General features: G+C 39.1%; 16 protein-coding genes and 1 tRNA gene. 14 read left to right on the top strand and 3 right to left on the bottom strand.

Annotated features, from left to right (window positions below; genetic code table 11):
• Positions 1–10: 10 nt before the first annotated feature.
• The 3 genes from WAA20_RS11800 to WAA20_RS11790 all read left to right on the top strand — a co-directional run bounded on the left by WAA20_RS11800 (position 11) and on the right by WAA20_RS11790 (position 2,955).
• Positions 11–946, top strand: coding sequence for a tetratricopeptide repeat protein (locus WAA20_RS11800; protein ID WP_073385868.1), 936 nt, complete (start codon positions 11–13; stop codon positions 944–946).
• Positions 947–948: 2 nt separating this feature from the next.
• Positions 949–1,959 (top strand): zinc ribbon domain-containing protein, encoded by a 1,011-nt coding sequence (locus WAA20_RS11795; protein ID WP_073385869.1) that lies wholly within the window; start codon positions 949–951, stop codon positions 1,957–1,959.
• 216 nt (positions 1,960–2,175) lie between these two features.
• Positions 2,176–2,955 (top strand): hypothetical protein, encoded by a 780-nt coding sequence (locus WAA20_RS11790; protein ID WP_139263626.1) that lies wholly within the window; start codon positions 2,176–2,178, stop codon positions 2,953–2,955.
• A 14-nt stretch (positions 2,956–2,969) separates the two neighbouring features.
• Here WAA20_RS11790 and WAA20_RS11785 read toward each other — a convergent pair.
• Positions 2,970–3,042: transfer RNA gene (locus WAA20_RS11785), tRNA-Gln, on the bottom strand.
• 411 nt (positions 3,043–3,453) lie between these two features.
• Here WAA20_RS11785 and WAA20_RS11780 point away from each other — a divergent pair.
• From WAA20_RS11780 to WAA20_RS11740, 9 genes are all read left to right on the top strand, one after another.
• Complete coding sequence (locus WAA20_RS11780; RefSeq protein WP_073385873.1) at positions 3,454–3,678, top strand: hypothetical protein; 225 nt, start codon at positions 3,454–3,456, stop codon at positions 3,676–3,678.
• A 275-nt stretch (positions 3,679–3,953) separates the two neighbouring features.
• Positions 3,954–4,667 (top strand): hypothetical protein, encoded by a 714-nt coding sequence (locus tag WAA20_RS11775; protein ID WP_073385874.1) that lies wholly within the window; start codon positions 3,954–3,956, stop codon positions 4,665–4,667.
• 44 nt (positions 4,668–4,711) lie between these two features.
• On the top strand, positions 4,712–6,280 hold the full coding sequence (locus WAA20_RS11770) for a L,D-transpeptidase family protein (RefSeq protein WP_073385876.1): 1,569 nt from the start codon (positions 4,712–4,714) through the stop codon (positions 6,278–6,280).
• Between the two features lie 583 nt (positions 6,281–6,863).
• On the top strand, positions 6,864–7,961 hold the full coding sequence (locus WAA20_RS11765; RefSeq protein ID WP_073385877.1) for a hypothetical protein: 1,098 nt from the start codon (positions 6,864–6,866) through the stop codon (positions 7,959–7,961).
• A gap of 16 nt (positions 7,962–7,977) precedes the next feature.
• Positions 7,978–8,799 (top strand): TPM domain-containing protein, encoded by an 822-nt coding sequence (locus tag WAA20_RS11760; RefSeq protein WP_073385879.1) that lies wholly within the window; start codon positions 7,978–7,980, stop codon positions 8,797–8,799.
• Between the two features lie 433 nt (positions 8,800–9,232).
• Positions 9,233–10,699 (top strand): anthranilate synthase component I, encoded by a 1,467-nt coding sequence (trpE, locus tag WAA20_RS11755; protein ID WP_073385880.1) that lies wholly within the window; start codon positions 9,233–9,235, stop codon positions 10,697–10,699.
• Positions 10,700–11,284: an aminodeoxychorismate/anthranilate synthase component II gene (locus WAA20_RS11750; RefSeq protein ID WP_073385882.1), complete on the top strand. Its 585-nt coding sequence runs from the start codon at positions 10,700–10,702 to the stop codon at positions 11,282–11,284. It begins immediately after the preceding gene.
• A gap of 118 nt (positions 11,285–11,402) precedes the next feature.
• A complete protein-coding gene (locus tag WAA20_RS11745) occupies positions 11,403–12,278 on the top strand; it encodes a class B sortase (RefSeq protein WP_073385883.1) in 876 nt (291 codons plus the stop codon).
• Between the two features lie 230 nt (positions 12,279–12,508).
• The gene (locus WAA20_RS11740) at positions 12,509–13,066 is read left to right on the top strand and encodes a CAP domain-containing protein (RefSeq protein WP_073385885.1); all 558 of its coding nucleotides are present in this window, start codon (positions 12,509–12,511) and stop codon (positions 13,064–13,066) included.
• Positions 13,067–13,192: 126 nt separating this feature from the next.
• On the opposite strand, the gene WAA20_RS11735 is transcribed toward WAA20_RS11740, so the two are convergent.
• Both WAA20_RS11735 and pyrB read right to left on the bottom strand, forming a co-directional pair.
• A complete protein-coding gene (locus WAA20_RS11735) occupies positions 13,193–13,648 on the bottom strand; it encodes an aspartate carbamoyltransferase regulatory subunit (protein ID WP_073385886.1) in 456 nt (151 codons plus the stop codon).
• A 50-nt stretch (positions 13,649–13,698) separates the two neighbouring features.
• A complete protein-coding gene (gene pyrB, locus WAA20_RS11730) occupies positions 13,699–14,646 on the bottom strand; it encodes an aspartate carbamoyltransferase (RefSeq protein ID WP_073386035.1) in 948 nt (315 codons plus the stop codon).
• Positions 14,647–15,090: 444 nt separating this feature from the next.
• On the opposite strand from pyrB, the gene WAA20_RS11725 reads away from it, so the two are divergent.
• Together WAA20_RS11725 and WAA20_RS11720 are read left to right on the top strand one after the other, a co-directional pair.
• Complete coding sequence (locus tag WAA20_RS11725) at positions 15,091–15,726, top strand: hypothetical protein (protein ID WP_139263628.1); 636 nt, start codon at positions 15,091–15,093, stop codon at positions 15,724–15,726.
• A gap of 112 nt (positions 15,727–15,838) precedes the next feature.
• Positions 15,839–18,562, top strand: a complete 2,724-nt coding sequence (locus tag WAA20_RS11720) for a sigma-70 family RNA polymerase sigma factor (RefSeq protein WP_139263630.1) — start codon at positions 15,839–15,841, stop codon at positions 18,560–18,562.
• Positions 18,563–18,676 lie beyond the last annotated feature (114 nt).

The raw sequence follows: 18,676 nt of genomic DNA, 5'->3' as shown, positions 1-18,676 counted from the left end.
GTATAACAACATGAGAAAAATAAAATACGGATTTTTGGGAACTGCTCTTATAATTGCAGCATTTGCTGCAGTGGTTCTTTACAGAGTTGGTGGTAATCACATCTTTGCAAAAATGGTAAATTCCGGAGATTATTACATACTTATGGAGAGTATGGAGGATGAAGAGCGTTATGTGGAAATGGAAGAAGACGTTCTTGAAGTGCTTCCATATGATGCATATGTAATGAATTATAATCTCGGTAACGCTCACTATAAAGATGGTGACTATTCCAAGGCTCAGATCTATTATGAGAAGTGTCTTGAATTCGAACTTCCTGAAGGTGAAGAGTGCTGTGTTCGTATTAACCTCACAATGACCAAGATCCAGCAGATCGATTTTAATACGATCGATACCGGATACGAAGCTTTCAAAAACAATGAAGAAGTTGATCTTGAAGCACTTATCGAGAAAATTGATGAGGTTATAGACCAGCTTAAAGCCGACAGAGAGATACTTACTGAGAAGAACTGCGCAGGTGCTGAAGATGCTAATGGTCACAGCCAGGATGCTGAAACTCTGAAAACAGATATCGATAACAAGATCGAAGAGCTTGAGAAGATGAAAGAAGAGATTCAGCAGAAGATCGATGAGCAGAACCAGGAGCAGAATCAGGACCAGAATCAGCAGGATCAGAATCAGCAGGATCAGCAGGACCAGAGCCAGGATCAGCAGAACCAGAACGATCAGAATCAGAACAATCAGAATCAGAACCAGTCTGAGCCTGATGATGTTGATGATGATCGAGAAGAAGAGATCAGAGAGCAGATGAAAGAAAAAGAGTCAGACGCTCGCGAAGAAAGAGAAGAGACTCAGCAGGAAGCTGAGGAAGATAAAGAAAGTCAGGGCTATTGGGATAGCTATTATGGAGATGGATCTCCTGAAGAGAGTGAAGAAAGGGTCTGGTAATTATGAAGTGTCCTAATTGCGGAGTCGAGAACGACGAAAACGCGCTATATTGCTACTTTTGCGGGCGAGTACTTCCCGGCAAAGCAAAGAGCACGAATTCAAGTCCGGATTCTGATGTCAAAAAGAAAAAATCCAATACTATCTTAAAGATCATGCTGGGTGTATTAGGCGGCCTTTTGGCCGCCAGCCTGGCTTTTCTTGTTGTAATGGTGGTAAAAGACAGTAAGAGCGACCAGAAAGGTTCGGGAGATCTTGAGGAGATCGCGGATGAGCTTTTTGAGGCACATGATTACATGACGGCAGCAGCAAGATACGATCAGCTGCTTGAGCAGGATCCTGATAATGATGATGCCGTATACGGATCTGTAATGTCCAAGCTTTATTTTGTTTCTGAAGAACTTGGAAGCTTTATTTCAGATGAAGAATATGTGGAAGCTTCGAATTACATGAGGGATTTCAGAATAGATGACTTTATAGAAGAAGCTAAGGATATTGGCATTGAATTCCCTATCTTATGTGAGACCAATTATGGCACTGTAGGATTTTATCTATATGGAGAAAATGAGTTTTATGCCTATGTTGGTGAATATGAGGATGGCGAAAGAAATGGAAATGGCTGTGTTGTAGCAACTAACGTCAGCGACTTTCTTCATGGTAATTTTGACTGCTATGTTGCATATGGCGATTGGGAGAATGATAAGCCAAATGGTCATATGGAAGTTATAAAAGATAGTAACGTCGGCACTTATGTATGTATGAAAGGTAGCGTTACTGACGGAATATGGGATGGAGACGTCGAGTTTATAGGCATTGGTTATAGTGATGAATATACCTTTGAGCTTGTTTGCGAATTTAATGATGGAATAGCAGTAGCTCAAGAGCTGATTAAAAATGAAGAAGGAAAATTCTATAGGATCAGTAAAGATAGTGACGAATCTGATGTATATATTACACAGCCTGTTGACGCTGCTGATATGATATATGGCATTATTTCATTTGCAGATATTATGTAATGAATCAGGCGCAGATTAGTTGAAGGGGAAAACAATTAGTTAACGCTATATAAAATTATACAAAAATAGACAAAAAGAAAAAAAATAGTCTATCTTTTTTGTGCATAATGTGATACATTATGTATTAGTTGAGGTTGGATGATCTAATACCGACCAAAAAAGAGGGGATGCTTCCACTATAGAGAAGCAGAGGGTGAGAAAAAAGTGAAAAATTATATGGAATTGATTACCGCGAGTTCAGGATCAATTATTATTGATAATGGATTTGTACTGGCTGCATATTCAGATGGGAACGGAGCAGTACAGATAGGGTTAGAAAGCGTTGGTGTTAAGAGCCGTAGTGGCATCAGGAATAAACACAACCTTGAAGCCATACTCGAAGCACTTTCATACATGATGGAACATCCGGGGGAGGATAATAATCTTTCGTCTGTTGCAGATAACCTTCGCATAGATCTTCACCATGCAGATGGTGGAGTTACAAGCATAGGTAATGCAGTCTTATATAATGCCCGTCAGAATAATTTCTATTTTGTTGGTCTTGGATGTGATTCTCCTTTTACAGAGCTTTTTTATCGCTTCATGGAAGAACATTGTGCAAGAATGCTCGATGAGGTTCCGGGAAGAATGGGAGGCTCTATGCTTCCTGATAAGCCACTTCCAAGCGGATTTGATGAAATTCAGGATGAAAGATTCCTTAAAGCAATTCCACACCATAAACCTCGTAAAGATCTTAGACTTAGAAGTGCCTTTGATTATGTAAGTTCAGGCATTTTTGTATTTGCATACACTAAGGAAGAAGAGAAGTATATTCACCGCTTTGCTCAGATCACAGGTATTTCTGATGCAAGGATCAAAGAAGGAATGTATGAATTCTACCCTTATGTAACTATTCAGGATAGAACTATGGTTCCTGTAAGAAATACAAATTGGGACAACATAATAAGCTGCAGAGCATTACTCTGCAGAATGGGTGATTCAAAACTATTCGATTAAAAAATAGTGGGAAACTGGGCTAGCAGGATTCGAACCTGCGAAGTGACGGAGTCAGAGTCCGTTGCCTTACCGCTTGGCGATAGCCCAATAGAGATTATTATACCAAATTTATTTTGGCAGATGGATATGATTTCTTTTTGGGTTCAGCATTAAAAATATAACGCTTAGAAATTGGAATCATTCGATATCCATTCTCAGTGTCTTTTAATTCATATTCCTGATGGCAAATCTTGTTCAGAACATCAATTGAATGTGTCTGTCTGGTACTCTTCGTAATACTCATTTACTAATTACCTTAATTACCCTGTGTGACCCCTAATATCAATCCACCTATGTCATTATACATAACGTGTTTGAAAAGTCAATACATCCGCGATACGATCGCAAAATATTATGAAAATTCATTAATAAAATACATAAAGAAAATTCCCTTTTTAGTCGATGTAGTTAATACAGAAGTTGTTTTTGGTTTGTTATATGACGGAAGGGATGATTTGCATGGAAGTAATTATTGCCGGAAGTATACTTATCATAGCTGGAGTTTTAGTTTGCTATTTTAATTACAGGATTGAAAACAAGATACTGGATGATGCAACTGGTAAAAAAGGAAAGATAGTAAAGTTCCGTTCTCATAAACGCAGATTTCGCTTTATGAAAAAGAAAAACAAAGCTAAAAGATCAAAGAAAGCAAATCAGTATGGCAGAAGAGTGAACTCGTATTAAAACTTGTGTTTAACTTGTATTCGGTCTGAATTCGTGGTATGGTAAGATAGATTCAGACCGATTTTTTGTTGTCTGAACGTAATTCCTGAAGTGTTTGGGATTTATAAAATTTAGAAATGATAGAAAAAGTCCTTGGTATTTGTGCATATTCACTATAAAAATAACGTTTTATAGTGACATGTTATGACATTTTACATTGATTGTAATGCTTTATTGGTATATTATTATTAAGGACTCGTGCGAATTTTGTGGATAATTACAAGAGGTTTTCAGATATGGATACAACAGTATATACTAGTTCTTCAGCTGTTAAGAAGAGAGAACATCATTCTGCTCCTGCGGCTAAAAAAGTGAATAAGCTTACTATAGCTAAGTGGGTTGTAGCAGCTGCACTGGTAATTGCTTTTACAGTTTCAACAGAAGTAATTAAGCATCCTGGCTTGTTTTTGTATGTCATACTGGCAGCCGGTCTTATAGTTCTGTTCCATAAAGAGTTTTCGATTAAGGCTTTTGGCAAGACTTACATCAGTGGATGGAAGCCTTGGGCATGGACGGCAGTTTGTGCATTACTTGCATTTGGTGCAGTTCAGCTTAAGACATATATTTTATGGGATCTGTTCTTTGGTAAGGATCCAGGTCTTATTTCTCTTTTCCTTAAAGAGAATTATTTTGAAGAAGCTTTTTATGCTATCACAATGATGGTTTTACTTCCTGTTGCAGAGAACCTTTTCCTGAGAAAAGGCCTGCTTTCAGGCAATAATAAGGCTTTGATGGTTGTGTTTACTATTGTCAGCCTTGTTGGTAGTGCGATTTTATTTGCTCATGGTATTCCTGGAATAGTATATTATGTGATTTTGGCAGCTCCATTTACAGCTGTATACCTTATCACTAAGAATGTATATATAACTATTACAGCTCAGATCATTATTTCTGCTTATATATATATTCCTGATATTGCTTACGATATTGCAAGAATGATGCTTAGATAAGTTATCTACTTTTGAACGAAAGTCAATTTTTCTTGGGGGGAATCGTGAAGAAAAAAAATCTGATTCTTTTTATAGCTGCTACTGCCGTGGCAGCTATTTATATAGGGGCAGCTATATTTTTCTCATTTCATTTTTGTCCCGGTTCAAAACTTAATGATCAGGATATATCCTGGATGACTATTGACGAAGTCAGAAGCCTTGTTAACTCTAAGGCTTCCAGTTATGTTCTTGCGATCTCCGGTAGGAAAGATCTTGAGGAGAAGATCACAGCTGCTGATATCTCATGGACACCTCAGTTTGATGAAGGTCTTAATGATAATCTTGGCTTTTTAAATGGTCTGAAATGGCCTGTTTCTATTTTTTCTCACAAAGCATATACAAATGCAGACCTTGCATCATTTGATGAAGGGCAGCTTCGATCAAAGATAAGCGCTATGTCTTTTTTCAAAGAAGAGAACATGGTGGAACCTGTTGATGCAGAGCTTGTGTTTGATGAAAGCGCTGCAGAATATACAGTTGTTCCGGAAGATTATGGAAGCGAAGTAGATGATACTGCATTTTATAGTGCTGTAACGAATGCGCTTTCTACTATGCAGTCAACTCTTTTACTGGATGAAGCAGGAGTTTATGTAGAACCTACAATCTTTGCTGATGACGAGAAACTCAATGCTGAATGCAATAGTCTTAATCAGTATGCTTCTGCCAAGATAACTTATACCTTTGGTCAGGATGTGATTACGGTTGATGGTAATTATATAAAGGACTGGATCAGTTATGACGGAACAACAACTACTCTTGATACCGATAAGGTTAATGAATTCGTTAATTACCTTGGAAGAACATATGATACCTTTGGACGTGACAGGACATTTACTACATCTCTTGGTCAGACGATAACAATATCAGGTGGTGATTATGGCTGGTGGATGGACAGAACCACCACCTTTAATGAGCTTGTAGAGGCTATAGAGTCTGCAAGTATCTGTGACATGACTCCGGCTTACTTTGGTACAGCGGCACAGTATGGAGCTCAGGATTATGGCGATAGCTATGTTGAAGTTGATCTTGATCACCAGCACGTGTATGTATACGAGGATGGGGTTCTTGTAATAGAAACAGACTGTGTTTCCGGTAAGGTCACCAAGGACAGAGTAACTCCTACAGGAGTTTTCAGTATCACATATAAAGAGCGGGATGCTACTCTTAAGGGTGATAACTATTCTTCAGATGTTAAGTACTGGATGCCATTTTATGGTAATGTTGGTCTTCATGATGCAAGCTGGAGATCATCCTTTGGCTCAGATATATATGTGACAAACGGATCACATGGATGCGTAAATCTTCCTCCGGATGCCGCTGCAGTTGTATTTGAACATGTCGAGAAGGGCGAAGCAGTTATCGTCTATGGCGGAATACAACCGGATCAGGTAAAAGACTATCTTAAGAATAAAGAGGGAAATGACTCATCTGAAGATAGCACAACTCAGGAAGAGGGAACTTCGGAAGAGAGTACTTCTGAAGAAAGCATACAGGCACCAGAAGCTGTTGTGCCTGATGATCAGAATCAGACAGTGACAGAGGAAACGACAGAGACTACACCTGTAACGGAATAAATGACATAGAAGTTGCATAGGAGTTCTTTACAGAACTCCACAATTCTTAACATGTCTAAACTACATCCTGTAATTGGTACATAGAATTACATCCATGTAATTCTAAACATGTACTAACTACATCCTGTAGTTCTTGAAAAATAATTGCGAAAGCGCCGGCTCAACTTAATGAACCAGCGCTTTCTTTTTGCCGAGTACTTAAAAACAGCAGTGCTGTTATTTTTGGGAGGAGGGACGGACTGATGGGGAATCAATCCGTCCGGTATGAAAAAAGTTTTGTTGGGGAGTCAGAAACAATTGACTGTTTCTGATGTTTTATATATTACATTGAATTTGTGTCTTAAATTTGGCTAAATTCTAAAGGCTTTATAAAGTAATGATAAAAGAAGAACAAAGAAATATATTATCAAAAATATGTAAACCAATACTATGATTTTTTGACTATTGGTTCAAAAATGAATTTTATTGCAGCTTTTTTGGCAAAATAAAGGGCTGAAATCGAATGAAATGATAATTTAGAAATACGCATTATGTGGTAAAATGTCTACATATAAATAAGTTTTATGTTGGAGGAATCGAATATATGGCAACTCAGGAATACGAATGCCCTGCGTGCGGCGGAGTTATGGAGTTTGACGCCCCTACGCAAAAACTCAAATGTTTGTATTGTGACACCGCTATTTCTATTGAGGAATACAAAAAGATCGTTTCTAAAGGCAATGCTTCTTCTGCAAATGAAGGGGCACAGGCTTCAGATAATTCTGATAAGTTATCGGATGAGGAAGCAGAGACTTATGGTTTTGGTAAAGACAAGAACGTCTATATCTGTAAGTCCTGCGGTGGTGAGATCATTGCCGATAAGACACAGGGAGCTACCCAGTGTCCATTCTGTGGTAACAATGTTACCTTCAAAGAGGTCTTTACTAATGGTAGAAGACCTGATTTCGTAATCCCTTTCCAGCTTACCAAAGAGCAGGCTAAGCAGAAGTATAAGGATTACATCAAAGGGAAAAAATTACTTCCAAGAACTTTTTCAGCTGAAAATCATATTGATGAGATCAAGGGCGTGTATATTCCTTACTGGCTCTTTGATACCAACATGCATGTGGCGCTTAACTGCGAAGCTACAAAGGTCAGGACCTGGAGCGACAGCAAGTACAGATACACTGAGACAAGCTTCTATGATGTATATCGTGAAGGTGATGTTCCTTTTGTTAATGTTCCTGTTGATGGTTCAAGTAAAATGCCTGATGATCTTACAGAGTCTATAGAGCCATTTGATGCAAACGGACTTAAGAAATACGATGATGCCTACTTCGCTGGTTACATAGCTAATCAGTACGATGTTGATGAACAAAAGTCCAGACCTCGTGCAAGAGAGCGTATGACTAACAGCGCGATTAATGAAATAAAGAGCAGCGCTCAGGGATATTCTACAGTTACTGTACGTAATCAGAATATTCAGGCATCAGGTGAAAAGATCAAATATGCACTCTATCCTGTATGGCTTTTATCTACAACATGGAATGGTCAGAATTTCCTTTTTGCAATGAATGGACAGACAGGTAAATTCGTCGGAAACCTGCCTGTAGATAAAGGTGCAGCAGCAAAATACTTTGCGATCAGTTCTGTTATCTTTACTGCGATCTTTGCAATATTGGAACTGATATTCCGTATTTGAGACTGGGGGATAGAAAATGAAAGGCTTATTTAAGAATAAAAAGATATCGATGATAATTGGAGCTGCGGCTATAGCTGCAAGCTTTGTAGCTTCACCGCTTGCTATGACTGTATATGCGGACGGAGCAGAGGTTATATCCGGTGACTATGGATTTGTTTATGATTCAAGTGATCTTCTGACTGACGATGAAGAAGAGACTCTTCAGAAAAAACTTGAAGAGATCGGTGAGGCTCATGATGTTCAGATCGCTGTAGTTACCACAGATTCTTATTCTCAGTATACTATTCAGGAATATGCTGATGATATAAGAGATTATGGCGAACTTGGCATGAAGAGAGGCAATGATGACAGCGCTATTCTTCTTGCTGTATGTATGAGCGAAAGAGAATATTACACAAGTACAAGAGGTGAAGCAATCCAGATCCTTACGGATGATAACCTTTTAAGTCTTGAAGATAAATTTGTTTCATATCTTAGCGACGGTGATTATGCTAAGGCATTTGATAAGTTTGCTGATGGATGTGACAAGTTTTGTACTGCATATGAGAATCGTGATAAGATTCCTGCATGGAAATGGCTTGCGTGCCTTGTTCTCGGCCTTGCCGCAGGCGGTGTAACAGTAGGTGTTATGGCAAGTGGTATGAAGAATGTTAAGCAGAACAATAGTGCCGCAGACTATGAGCAGAGAAATAATATTAGAATAAATGGTCGTTACGATAGGTTCATCAGAAAGAGTGTTAACAGAGTTAAGATCGATAATGACAGTTCCAGAGGCGGATCTACTGTTCATCGCTCGTCTTCCGGAAATACCAGCGGAGGTCATGGCGGTCACTTCTAAGTAGTATATGTTTTCGTAACTTTGAATCAGAAATCCGCATTTTCTGCGGATTTCGTAAGAAAGTGAATCGGTAGGTAAATAGGCTAGGCACCGAAGGTGTTCTCAATTGGCCTATTTACATGACTTTTGGAACGAAGTGACAAAAAGTCATATATTCTTAGATACATATTTTAAAAAGTCATAATTTTTAAAAAGTACATTTTGTATATAAATAATATACATGAAATATGATCAAGAATAGTTAAAAATATAAAAATAAAAAATATCAATAAAAAAACTATTAAGTCGATTGTATTTCTTACATAAAAACTTTAAAATTTTGAATCAGAAAGCTGTTAATATACAGCTTTCTGATTTTTTATTCATAGTTAAAAATGCTCCGCTACAGATGCAAGTTGATATTTAGGGCCAGGGAGCTATGGGAGGAAAATGTATGAGACAGACGACTTTAGATGAAGTCAGAAAGATAGCAGCGTCAGGCGATTACAAGCTTGTACCTGTCAAAAGAGAAATCTTATCTGACTTAAGAACACCTTTAGAAACACTCAGAGCACTTCAAAACGTTAGTAATCACTGCTTTTTGCTTGAAAGCTGTGAAGATAACAGACAGTGGGGAAGATACAGTTTCCTTGGCTATGCCCCTGACATGACTATCACAAGTAAAGATCACGAACTTACTATTACAAGCAAAGAAGGTACAAAGACAACCAAATGTGATAATCCCGGCGAGTATATCAAAAAAATAGTTGAAGATAATAAAGCACCCCAGGTAGAAGACTTTCCAACATTTACCGGTGGACTCGTAGGCTATTTTGCCTATGAATATATGCAGTATGGCGAGCCATCCCTTCATTTTAATGCCAAAAATGAAAATGATTTTAATGACATGGATCTCATGCTATTTAGAAAGATCATCTGCTATGACAACTTCAGTCAGAAGATTCTCCTTATAGCAAATGTAAGAACTGATGATATTGAAAATTCCTATAATAGTGCCTTAAAGAGCCTCGATGAAATGGAACACCTGATAAGAGGCGGCCTCCAAAAGCCTGTTATGAAGGGAAAACTTAAATCAGAGCTTAAACCCAAGTTCAGTAAAGAAGAGTTCTGTGAAAAGATAGACAGGATCAAGTATCACATTACAGAAGGCGACATATTCCAGCTTGTATTCTCAAATCCCATGGAAGCAGAGTTTGAAGGTTCGCTCCTTAATACATATCGCGTACTCAGGACCACCAATCCAAGCCCATACATGTTCTACTTCTATGGCGACATGGAGATAGCAGGAGCATCCCCTGAAACTCTTGTGAAGGTAACAGACAGAACCATCAGAACCTTCCCACTTGCAGGTTCCAGACCAAGAGGTGCTACATTTGAAGAGGATCAGGCTTTGGAAAAAGAGCTCCTTGCTGATGAAAAAGAAAGAGCAGAGCACAACATGCTCGTAGACCTTGGACGTAATGACCTTGGCCGCCTTTGCAAGTTTGGAACTGTAGAAGTTGAAAAATACATGGAAATAGAAAGATATTCTCATGTAATGCATATAGGTTCTGAAGTAAAAGGCGTTTTGAGAGACGACTGTGATTCGATCGAAGCAGTAGACTCAGTTCTTCCTGCAGGAACCCTTTCAGGAGCTCCCAAGATTAGAGCCTGCGAGATCATAGATGAACTCGAAGACAGTAGAAGAGGAATATATGGCGGCGCCATAGGCTACGTAGACTTTACCGGCAACCTTGACACCTGTATTGCCATTAGACTTGCATACAAAAAAGGAAATAAGGTATTTGTCAGAAGCGGAGCCGGAATCGTAGCTGATTCCGTACCGGAAACAGAATATCAGGAGTGCATCAACAAGGCTAAGGCTGTAGTTCTTGCAATCAAGGAAGCGGAGGAAGAATAAATGATACTACTTATCGACAACTATGACAGCTTTACCTATAACCTGTATCAGTATATCGGAACTCTTGAACCTGATATCAAAGCAGTAAGAAACGACAAGATAACACTTGATGAAATTAAGGAGCTTAATCCAAAAGCAATTATTTTATCCCCCGGCCCAGGTAAACCAAAGGACGCTGGAATCTGTGAAGACGTTGTAGCAAGATTTGGAGATAGTATCCCAATCCTTGGCGTATGCCTTGGACATCAGGCAATTTGCGAATACTACGGCGGAACAGTAGATCATGCTACAAGACTTATGCATGGTAAGCAGTCTGATACCAAGATTGATACATCATCTCCCCTTTTTACCGGAATGACTGATATAATAAAAGTAGCAAGATATCATTCCCTCTCACTGAAAGAAGGAACAGTTCCGGATTGTCTTAAGGTAATAGCAAGAGCCGACGACGGCGAAATAATGGCAGTTCAGCACAAAGAATATAAAGTCTTCGGCGTTCAGTTCCATCCGGAATCCATCATGACACCTCAGGGAATGGATATATTAAGAAACTTCGTACATAGAATTACATCCGGAGTTCTGTAAAGAACTCCTTAATTCTAAACATGTACTAACTACATCCTGTAGTCTCCTCAAATTAGCGTAAGATTCCTTTTGAAAATCAGGAATACAGGCTAAAAGGGCACGTTATGTGGAGGTTTTTATGAGTACCGGTAAAGATGAGAAAAGTAAAAAATCCAGGCTAAGACCCATTATTGTTTATACTCTGGTAGCAATCCTTGTTTGCATCATAGCGTATGAAGGATATGACATCTACGAAGAAATTCACGAAAGGCAGATCGCAGTTGAGGAGTATGACGATATAGCTTCTAAAGCGGTATCCACCAATCCTGAAAAGGATCCGGATACAGGAAAAGAAAGTGTTGTAATTGATGAAGATACAGGAATCCCTGAGCTCTTTGTTGATTTCGATATGCTTTCTTCACAAAATCCTGATTTCATCGGGTGGCTTTACTGGGACTTCGACGTAGAAGGCGATAAGTACGACTTTACATTAAACTATCCCATAGTAAAAGAAAATTACGCCAACCAGTACCTGCACGTAACCTTCACAGGAGAGCATAATTCATCCGGTTGTATTTTCCTTGATGAGTATTCTGATGAGACTTTCATGGGATATAACGACTTCCTCTTTGGGCACAACATGCGTAATGGATCCATGTTCGGTTCTCTGGATTATCTTTACAAGGCGCCTAATAAGGAAGAAACAATGGATGAACCGTTGTATTTCTATGTATATACAAAAGAAGCGACCTTTAAATACGTAGTCTATACATATGAAAGCACTAACAATGGTAACGATACTGTGTATGCCATAATTGATAACGACGAGGACTATGATAAGTATGTAGAAAGGCTCAAAAAGCTCACAAACTACAAATGCCCAATTGATGTGTCATTTGAAGACAGACCGGAAATTCTTAATCTTTCAACCTGTAATGGTCAGCGCGGATCATCCAAACGATTTGTGATCCATGGCGTAAAGGTCGATACAGTACCAAATGCTACAGATCAATAATCCCAGAAAAACTGGCATTATAACCAAAAAACACAGACTCGATTTATACAAAAAACAAGAATCTTTTTAACGAAAAAAGGTTCTTGTTTTTTATTTTGTTGACGATATAAGATTAGGAGATAAAGTGATGAAAATCAGAAAAACATATCATAAATAGCACATATATATTGAAATATGATAGAAAATATGATAGTATAATTACAAATAATGAAACCATGGAGGAATTCATTATGAGAAAAATAAGGGATTTTAAAAAGATAGTATCAGTGCTGATGGTAGCACTTATTGTATTAGGAACAGCTGCATGCGGCTCCAGAGCAGACATCGGAGATGCTGCTTTCCGTGCTGCGGGTGAAGGCGCTGGCGAAATATGGATTGATGAAGGAAAGATAGCTCTTGCTAATGAGCTTAAATCAAGTGAAGAAATTCAGGCTGCACTTGATGAGGCACTTGTTTTAGTAAATGCTCAGAGAACTGCTGCAGGACTTCCGGCACTTGTAAGGAATCAGGGACTTGAAGATGCAGCCAAGGTTAGAGCACAGGAGATCACAACCTACTTCTCACATACAAGACCTGATGGATCAAGCTGGTGGACAGTAAACAGTACACTCCAGTATGGCGAGAACCTTGCAAAGCTTTATCAGAGTTCATCATCAGTTGTTAATGCATGGATGAATTCTCCTACACATAGAGCCAACATTATGGATAGCTCATTTATCTCAATTGGAATGGCAATCTATCAGACAAGTGATGGCTCATGGTATTGGGCACAGGAATTCGGATATTAAATCTATAATGAAACAGTAACCTCCTTATCGGAAAACCGGTAGGGAGGTTTTTTAATGAGAAAAAAGACTGGAGCTTACATGTAACACAAAAGCACCAGTCTTTTCTTACGTAATATTATATTCGCCTTAGCACTGACCGCGATCGAAGTCTGAATCATTCATGCTATACTTCTCGTCGCAGTATTTGCAGCGATAGATCTCATTAGCTTCATCCGCAAGATAGAAGATATGCGGAAGCCCCTGCTCGATAGAAGTGATACAGCGGGGATTGTGGCATCTGAGCACGCCCTTGATCTCTCTGGGAAGGACCAGAGCTCTTTTTTCAATGATCTCGCCATCTTTTATAACGTTAACAGTGATATTGTGATCGATGAAAGCAAGGATATTAAGGTCCATGGAATCGATATCACATTCAACCTTCAGGATATCTTTGCGTCCCATCTTACCGGAACGGGCATTCTTGATGATAGCAACAGTACAGTCAAGGCGGTCAAGACCGAGGTGATGATAGATCGACATGGCTTTACCGGCCTGGATATGATCGAGAACAAAGCCCTCATCTATTTTTCCAACATTAAGCATCGTATATTCCTCCAATGATTTGAGTGTGTTTATAATTACAGTAGTATTATTTAGAACTTGCGTAACAGGCCTTCATTTATATGAGCGTCTGTCATATCTAATAGTGTAAGTATCAGGGCCATTCTTACGTAGAGACCATACTGAACCTGCTTGAAATATGCTGCTCTTGGATCGTCATCAACTTCAACGGAGATCTCGTTAACTCGTGGAAGAGGATGGAGGACCTGCATGGTTTCTTTGGCCATATCCAGCTTCTTTTTATCAAGAATATAGAAATCTTTGAGTCTTATGTAGTCTTCCTCGTTGAAGAAACGCTCTTTCTGAACGCGGGTCATGTAAAGGAAATCAAGGTCTGAGATAACATCTTCGAGTTTGATCACTTCACGGTAGGAGATTCCCTTGGCATCAAGCATTTCTGTGATGTAATCAGGGACTCTTAGCTCTTTTGGTGAAATGAAGATGAAGTTGATGCCTTCGTATCTTGTAAGAGCATTGATAAGAGAGTGAACGGTACGACCGAACTTAAGGTCGCCGCAAAGGCCGATAGTGAAGTTTCCAAGACTTCCATGAAGAGATCTGATGGTGAGAAGATCTGTAAGTGTCTGGGTCGGGTGCTGGTGACCGCCATCGCCTGCGTTGATAACAGGGATAAGTGATTTGGAAGCAGCTACCATGGGAGCACCTTCCTTGGGATGACGCATTGCACAGATATCGGCAAAGCAGCTTATAACGCGAATTGTATCAGCAACGCTTTCGCCCTTGGCAGCAGAAGAGTTGGAAGCATCGGCAAATCCTAAAGTCTTGCCGCCAAGTCTGAGCATTGCTGTTTCGAATGAAAGACGGGTTCTGGTACTTGGTTCATAGAAGCATGTAGCAAGGATCTTGCCGTCACATGCATGTGAGTATTTGTCCATATTGTGTTCGATGTCATTGGCTACATCGAACAGATCTTCGAGTTCTTGCACGGTGAAGTCCATGGGGCTCATAAGATGACGCATTGAATTCATAGTATTCCTCCATTTTGAACATAATAAAAGAGATATTTATTTTAAAAAATAAATATCCCTTCATAATTTACGTTTATTAAAAAACTGAAGCTTATTAGAAAAAATAGAAATAGAAGAAAGTCGCTTATGGCACATCGGTATTTTAATGTCTGATGTCTGAAAATGTCGCATACTCTCTCCTCGTAAAGCTGTGGTTTTTCGTTATCTAAGGTATGATAACATGTCGGCTTCAATAGTTCAACAGATTTTTTAAAATCCTGTTTCCATCCAGTTTTTATCGAGCTTCTATCGAAACTAACACTTGAGTCTTCACAAGTAATGCTGATTTCAACTATAATTAACAGAAACTGGGTTTTATGGGAGAGAAAAATGGATTATAAAGATCAAAGTTTTATTTATAAAGTTCACAAGAAGACATCCTGGACCAAGGAAGAGTTGGATGAGATTGGTGCTGACAGCAGGATGTTCCTGGCAGGAGAAATTATTACTAAAGGTATAATCGTGCTGATGTATGGATTTTTTGCTGCAATGCTTGCTTTTGTGGTGATTGTATCTATTGTGTCGAATGCTCTTATTAGCATGCTGCCAATAATATTTATTATGGCGTTATTGCTTCTTGGATATATTTATATAGTCAACAGTACTATGGACGCAAATTATACAGTATATCTTGCAGATGATAAGATATATTTTCAGAGAGACAGGCGATTTATTCAGGGGATCGGCAGCATCAAAATAAATTATAATAATATCCATTGCGTATATGAAGCGCCAAAGTGCCCAAGAGAGCTGATCTTAGGCTTGAAGGATAAAAAATCTTTGTATAGTGAAGAGTTTTTGAGCATATGGACTGCTTTTAATGGGAATTATATTGTTGCTGAGAATAAAGAAGGTAGAGTTTTATGCGGACTTAGGTATAATGAGGAGGCATGGAACAGACTAAAGGAAAAATGTCCGGAAGATACGATCTTTCAAACTTATGAGGAACATAAAACTTATAAAGAAGAACAGCGCCGAATTATGCAAAAAGCAGATGAAAAGATAAAAAACTATGACGGATACATAAACTAAATGGGGGACTAGCATAGAAGATAACGGATGTTAAAAAAAATCTCTAAAAAAATAAAACCGATCACTCTTTTCCCGGTACTTATTAATAGAATCAAGGAAAGGAGAACGCAGTTTGCCAACTGCAGATCGAAAGGTGATAAGGACAATGGATGAACAACTGATAAAAGCCATAAATGATATGGCTGAGGGTAAAGAAGAGGGCTTTAATGCTGTATATTCTGCAACATATAACTATGTATATTTCAGAGCGAGACAGCATACTAAAAATGATGCTGATGCCCAGGACTTAACGCAGATAGTTTATGTTGAGGCGTATAAGAGCATAAAGAATCTTCAGAATGCAGAGTCGCTTTTTTGGTGGTTGGAAAAAATCTGCCTTAATCAGGGAATGAAACTGTTACGAAAAAATAGGGATATTCTGGCGTCTGATGATGAAGATGGAAGAAGCGTTTTTGACATGCTTGAGAGTAATGACATTTCTTCCATGCCGGAATTATCAACAGAGCAGAAAGAGACAAGCAAGATTATTCAGTCTTTTATAGAGGAATTGCCGGAGCTTCAGAGAGTAGCTGTTGTTGCTTATTATTTTGACGGATTATCAGTTGGTGAGATCGCGCAGATGCAGGACTGTTCTGAAGGAACTGTAAAGAGTCGTCTGAATTATGCGCGAAAATTCTTAAAAGACAAGGTTGAGGGTACAGAGAAACGTGATGGCATAAGACTTCATGTATTTGCACTGCCTACTATATGGTATGCTATCAAGCTTATGTCCGAAAGAACTATACTTTCAGATCAGGCGGCAAATGATGTTTATGCAAAGAGCTGTGCGGGTCTTGGACTTATACCGGGAGCAGTCGCAATAGGCGGCGCCGGCGCAGGTGTTTGTGCAAGCCTTGTATCATCAGGTATGGTCCAGGCTGGTATTACAGGTATAACAGGGGCTGGAACAGCAGCTGTTACTGGAATGGCGGCTATGGAAGGCACAAAGATCGCAACAGGATCATCTTCAACTGCAAGTGCTGCAGCTGTCGGAGGTGAATCTGCAACGGGAGCTGCTACAGGAGCTGGGACTGCATCTGCGACGGGAGCTGCTACAGGAGCAGGAACCGCATCGGCTGCAGGAACTGCGACAGGAGTAACTGCAGGAACCACAGCTGCTACAGCGGCTTCGACAGGGCTTGGCATAAAGGCACTTATAATTGCGACAGTAGCTCTTGCAGGAGTGGGTATTGGCACCGGGGCAACTTATGTTGCTACACACCAGGATGATTCTGAAGATGCTGTAATAGAAGAAAGTGATGCAGCGGAGGACAACTCCATTGTAGTTGCTGATGCAGAGGATTCGGATGATGCAAGTGCTGAATCTTCGGAAGAAATTGATGAAGATGCTATAGAAATTTTGACTGACGTAACAGTTACCGGAGAAGTATTCCTTTGCCAGGATGTAGAGGAGTATATGGAAAAATATGAAGAATATAGAGAGCAGTATGATAGCGTTGGTTATTACATGTATGGAATCCGTTTTGATGAGCCATTGAAAATCATAGATGATGGAGTAGTAAAAGAAATAGATGAAGCTGCATTTAGCTGTATGAATGGTTATATGGAAAGTTTCGTTGGACAAACTATTACAGCAGAAGGATTTTTTGCCCACCATGTTTCTGAAAAGGTTTATGATGATCTGTACCGTGAAGATCTAGGAGGATATACTTACTTCCCAAGCGGAGAGTTTGAATTCACGATCAGAGACTATGAAGATATTTCTGAAGTAGATGGAACAAATCTCCAGGAAGCAAACGCAGACTTCACACTTTCCGAAGAAGCCAAGATACAGATTGCTAATGCCATAGGTTTTTACTCATATTATGGATTGCCGGATGATGGCAGGTATGTTTATGATGCTCGTTATTACATGATACATATGCTTTGTAACAGCCTTGATGTGGATGCGGTTTTACCATGGGAAACTGATGGAAAGTTAACGGCTTCGCAGATAGAGGACTTTTGGAAAGCATTTGGAATCACGTTACCTTATGATTATTCATTCAATGATAACGGCGTAACGCCGAATTCTGATTATGATGATCAGCATTTTACAGGAGATGTAGAACTTATCACATTTGGTTATGAAAGCCTTGATATTAAATACAACGGCGATGGAACTTTCACATTAAACGGAAAATTTAAATGGGCTGCAGATGGTGATGATTATTATGAGATAGTTCCGTTTACTGCAACTGCAATAAGAGGCGGAAGTCCTGATGTATTTGACGGCCTTATAATAAGAGATTTTACATCTGATTATGACTCAGCAGAATATTTAGAGATTGCAAGACAGGAAACAGTGTTTGATTATGCTCTTATGGCCCAAAAAGCATCTACGCTTATGAAGACAAAACAGGCTGAAGGCGTTGTTGATAAATATGATCCTAGATATTTTGTATATGATATAACAGGTGATGGTATTCCTGAACTGTTCGTACAGGAAGGAACCTGTGAAGCTGATTATGTCATTAATATATACGGTTGGTACGGAACAGAATGGCTTTGGAGCGGCACTTTCGGAGGAGGACATTTGGCTACTATGTGGGGGAAGAATTCTCATGATGGAGTTTACTTAAGCGTAGAACAAATGGGATACCAGATGGTGTCTGAGTATGATCAGGCAACCGGAACTCAGACGTTCATATATGAAGGCGAGATAGAGTATTACTATGATGATAATGACAATTTTATTGGAGATAACGGCTATGTACCTGCTGATGTAACACAGTTAAATGATTACAGAGATCTGTCCGCTGATGCCGTTCAAAGAGCACTGGAAACAGGAAAATAACTATATCCAGGTGACTTTAGATATATCGAAATTACAGCCTTAAAAAATTTATAGAAAAAAAATAAAAATTTTTTTCTAAATTATAAAACCGAATAAGTATTGAGTGGTACTTAT

Origin of the sequence: Butyrivibrio fibrisolvens (assembly GCF_037113525.1) — a bacterium.
In the GTDB taxonomy this organism is placed as follows: Bacteria; Bacillota; Clostridia; order Lachnospirales; family Lachnospiraceae; genus Butyrivibrio; species Butyrivibrio fibrisolvens.
This window is presented reverse-complemented; position numbering and strand designations above follow the sequence as displayed.

Bases quoted from the DNA above. Each gene is read 5' to 3' on its own strand.
- WAA20_RS11790 (WP_139263626.1), top strand. From the start codon at position 2,176: ATGGAATTGATTACCGCGAGTTCAGGATCAATTATTATTGATAATGGA.
- WAA20_RS11745 (WP_073385883.1), top strand. From the start codon at position 11,403: ATGAGTACCGGTAAAGATGAGAAAAGTAAAAAATCCAGGCTAAGACCC.
- WAA20_RS11800 (WP_073385868.1), top strand. From the start codon at position 11: ATGAGAAAAATAAAATACGGATTTTTGGGAACTGCTCTTATAATTGCA.
- WAA20_RS11765 (WP_073385877.1), top strand. From the start codon at position 6,864: ATGGCAACTCAGGAATACGAATGCCCTGCGTGCGGCGGAGTTATGGAG.
- WAA20_RS11795 (WP_073385869.1), top strand. From the start codon at position 949: ATGAAGTGTCCTAATTGCGGAGTCGAGAACGACGAAAACGCGCTATAT.
- WAA20_RS11780 (WP_073385873.1), top strand. From the start codon at position 3,454: ATGGAAGTAATTATTGCCGGAAGTATACTTATCATAGCTGGAGTTTTA.
- WAA20_RS11775 (WP_073385874.1), top strand. From the start codon at position 3,954: ATGGATACAACAGTATATACTAGTTCTTCAGCTGTTAAGAAGAGAGAA.
- WAA20_RS11740 (WP_073385885.1), top strand. From the start codon at position 12,509: ATGAGAAAAATAAGGGATTTTAAAAAGATAGTATCAGTGCTGATGGTA.
- WAA20_RS11735 (WP_073385886.1), bottom strand. From the start codon at position 13,648: ATGCTTAATGTTGGAAAAATAGATGAGGGCTTTGTTCTCGATCATATC.
- WAA20_RS11760 (WP_073385879.1), top strand. From the start codon at position 7,978: ATGAAAGGCTTATTTAAGAATAAAAAGATATCGATGATAATTGGAGCT.
- trpE (WP_073385880.1), top strand. From the start codon at position 9,233: ATGAGACAGACGACTTTAGATGAAGTCAGAAAGATAGCAGCGTCAGGC.
- pyrB (WP_073386035.1), bottom strand. From the start codon at position 14,646: ATGCGTCATCTTATGAGCCCCATGGACTTCACCGTGCAAGAACTCGAA.
- WAA20_RS11750 (WP_073385882.1), top strand. From the start codon at position 10,700: ATGATACTACTTATCGACAACTATGACAGCTTTACCTATAACCTGTAT.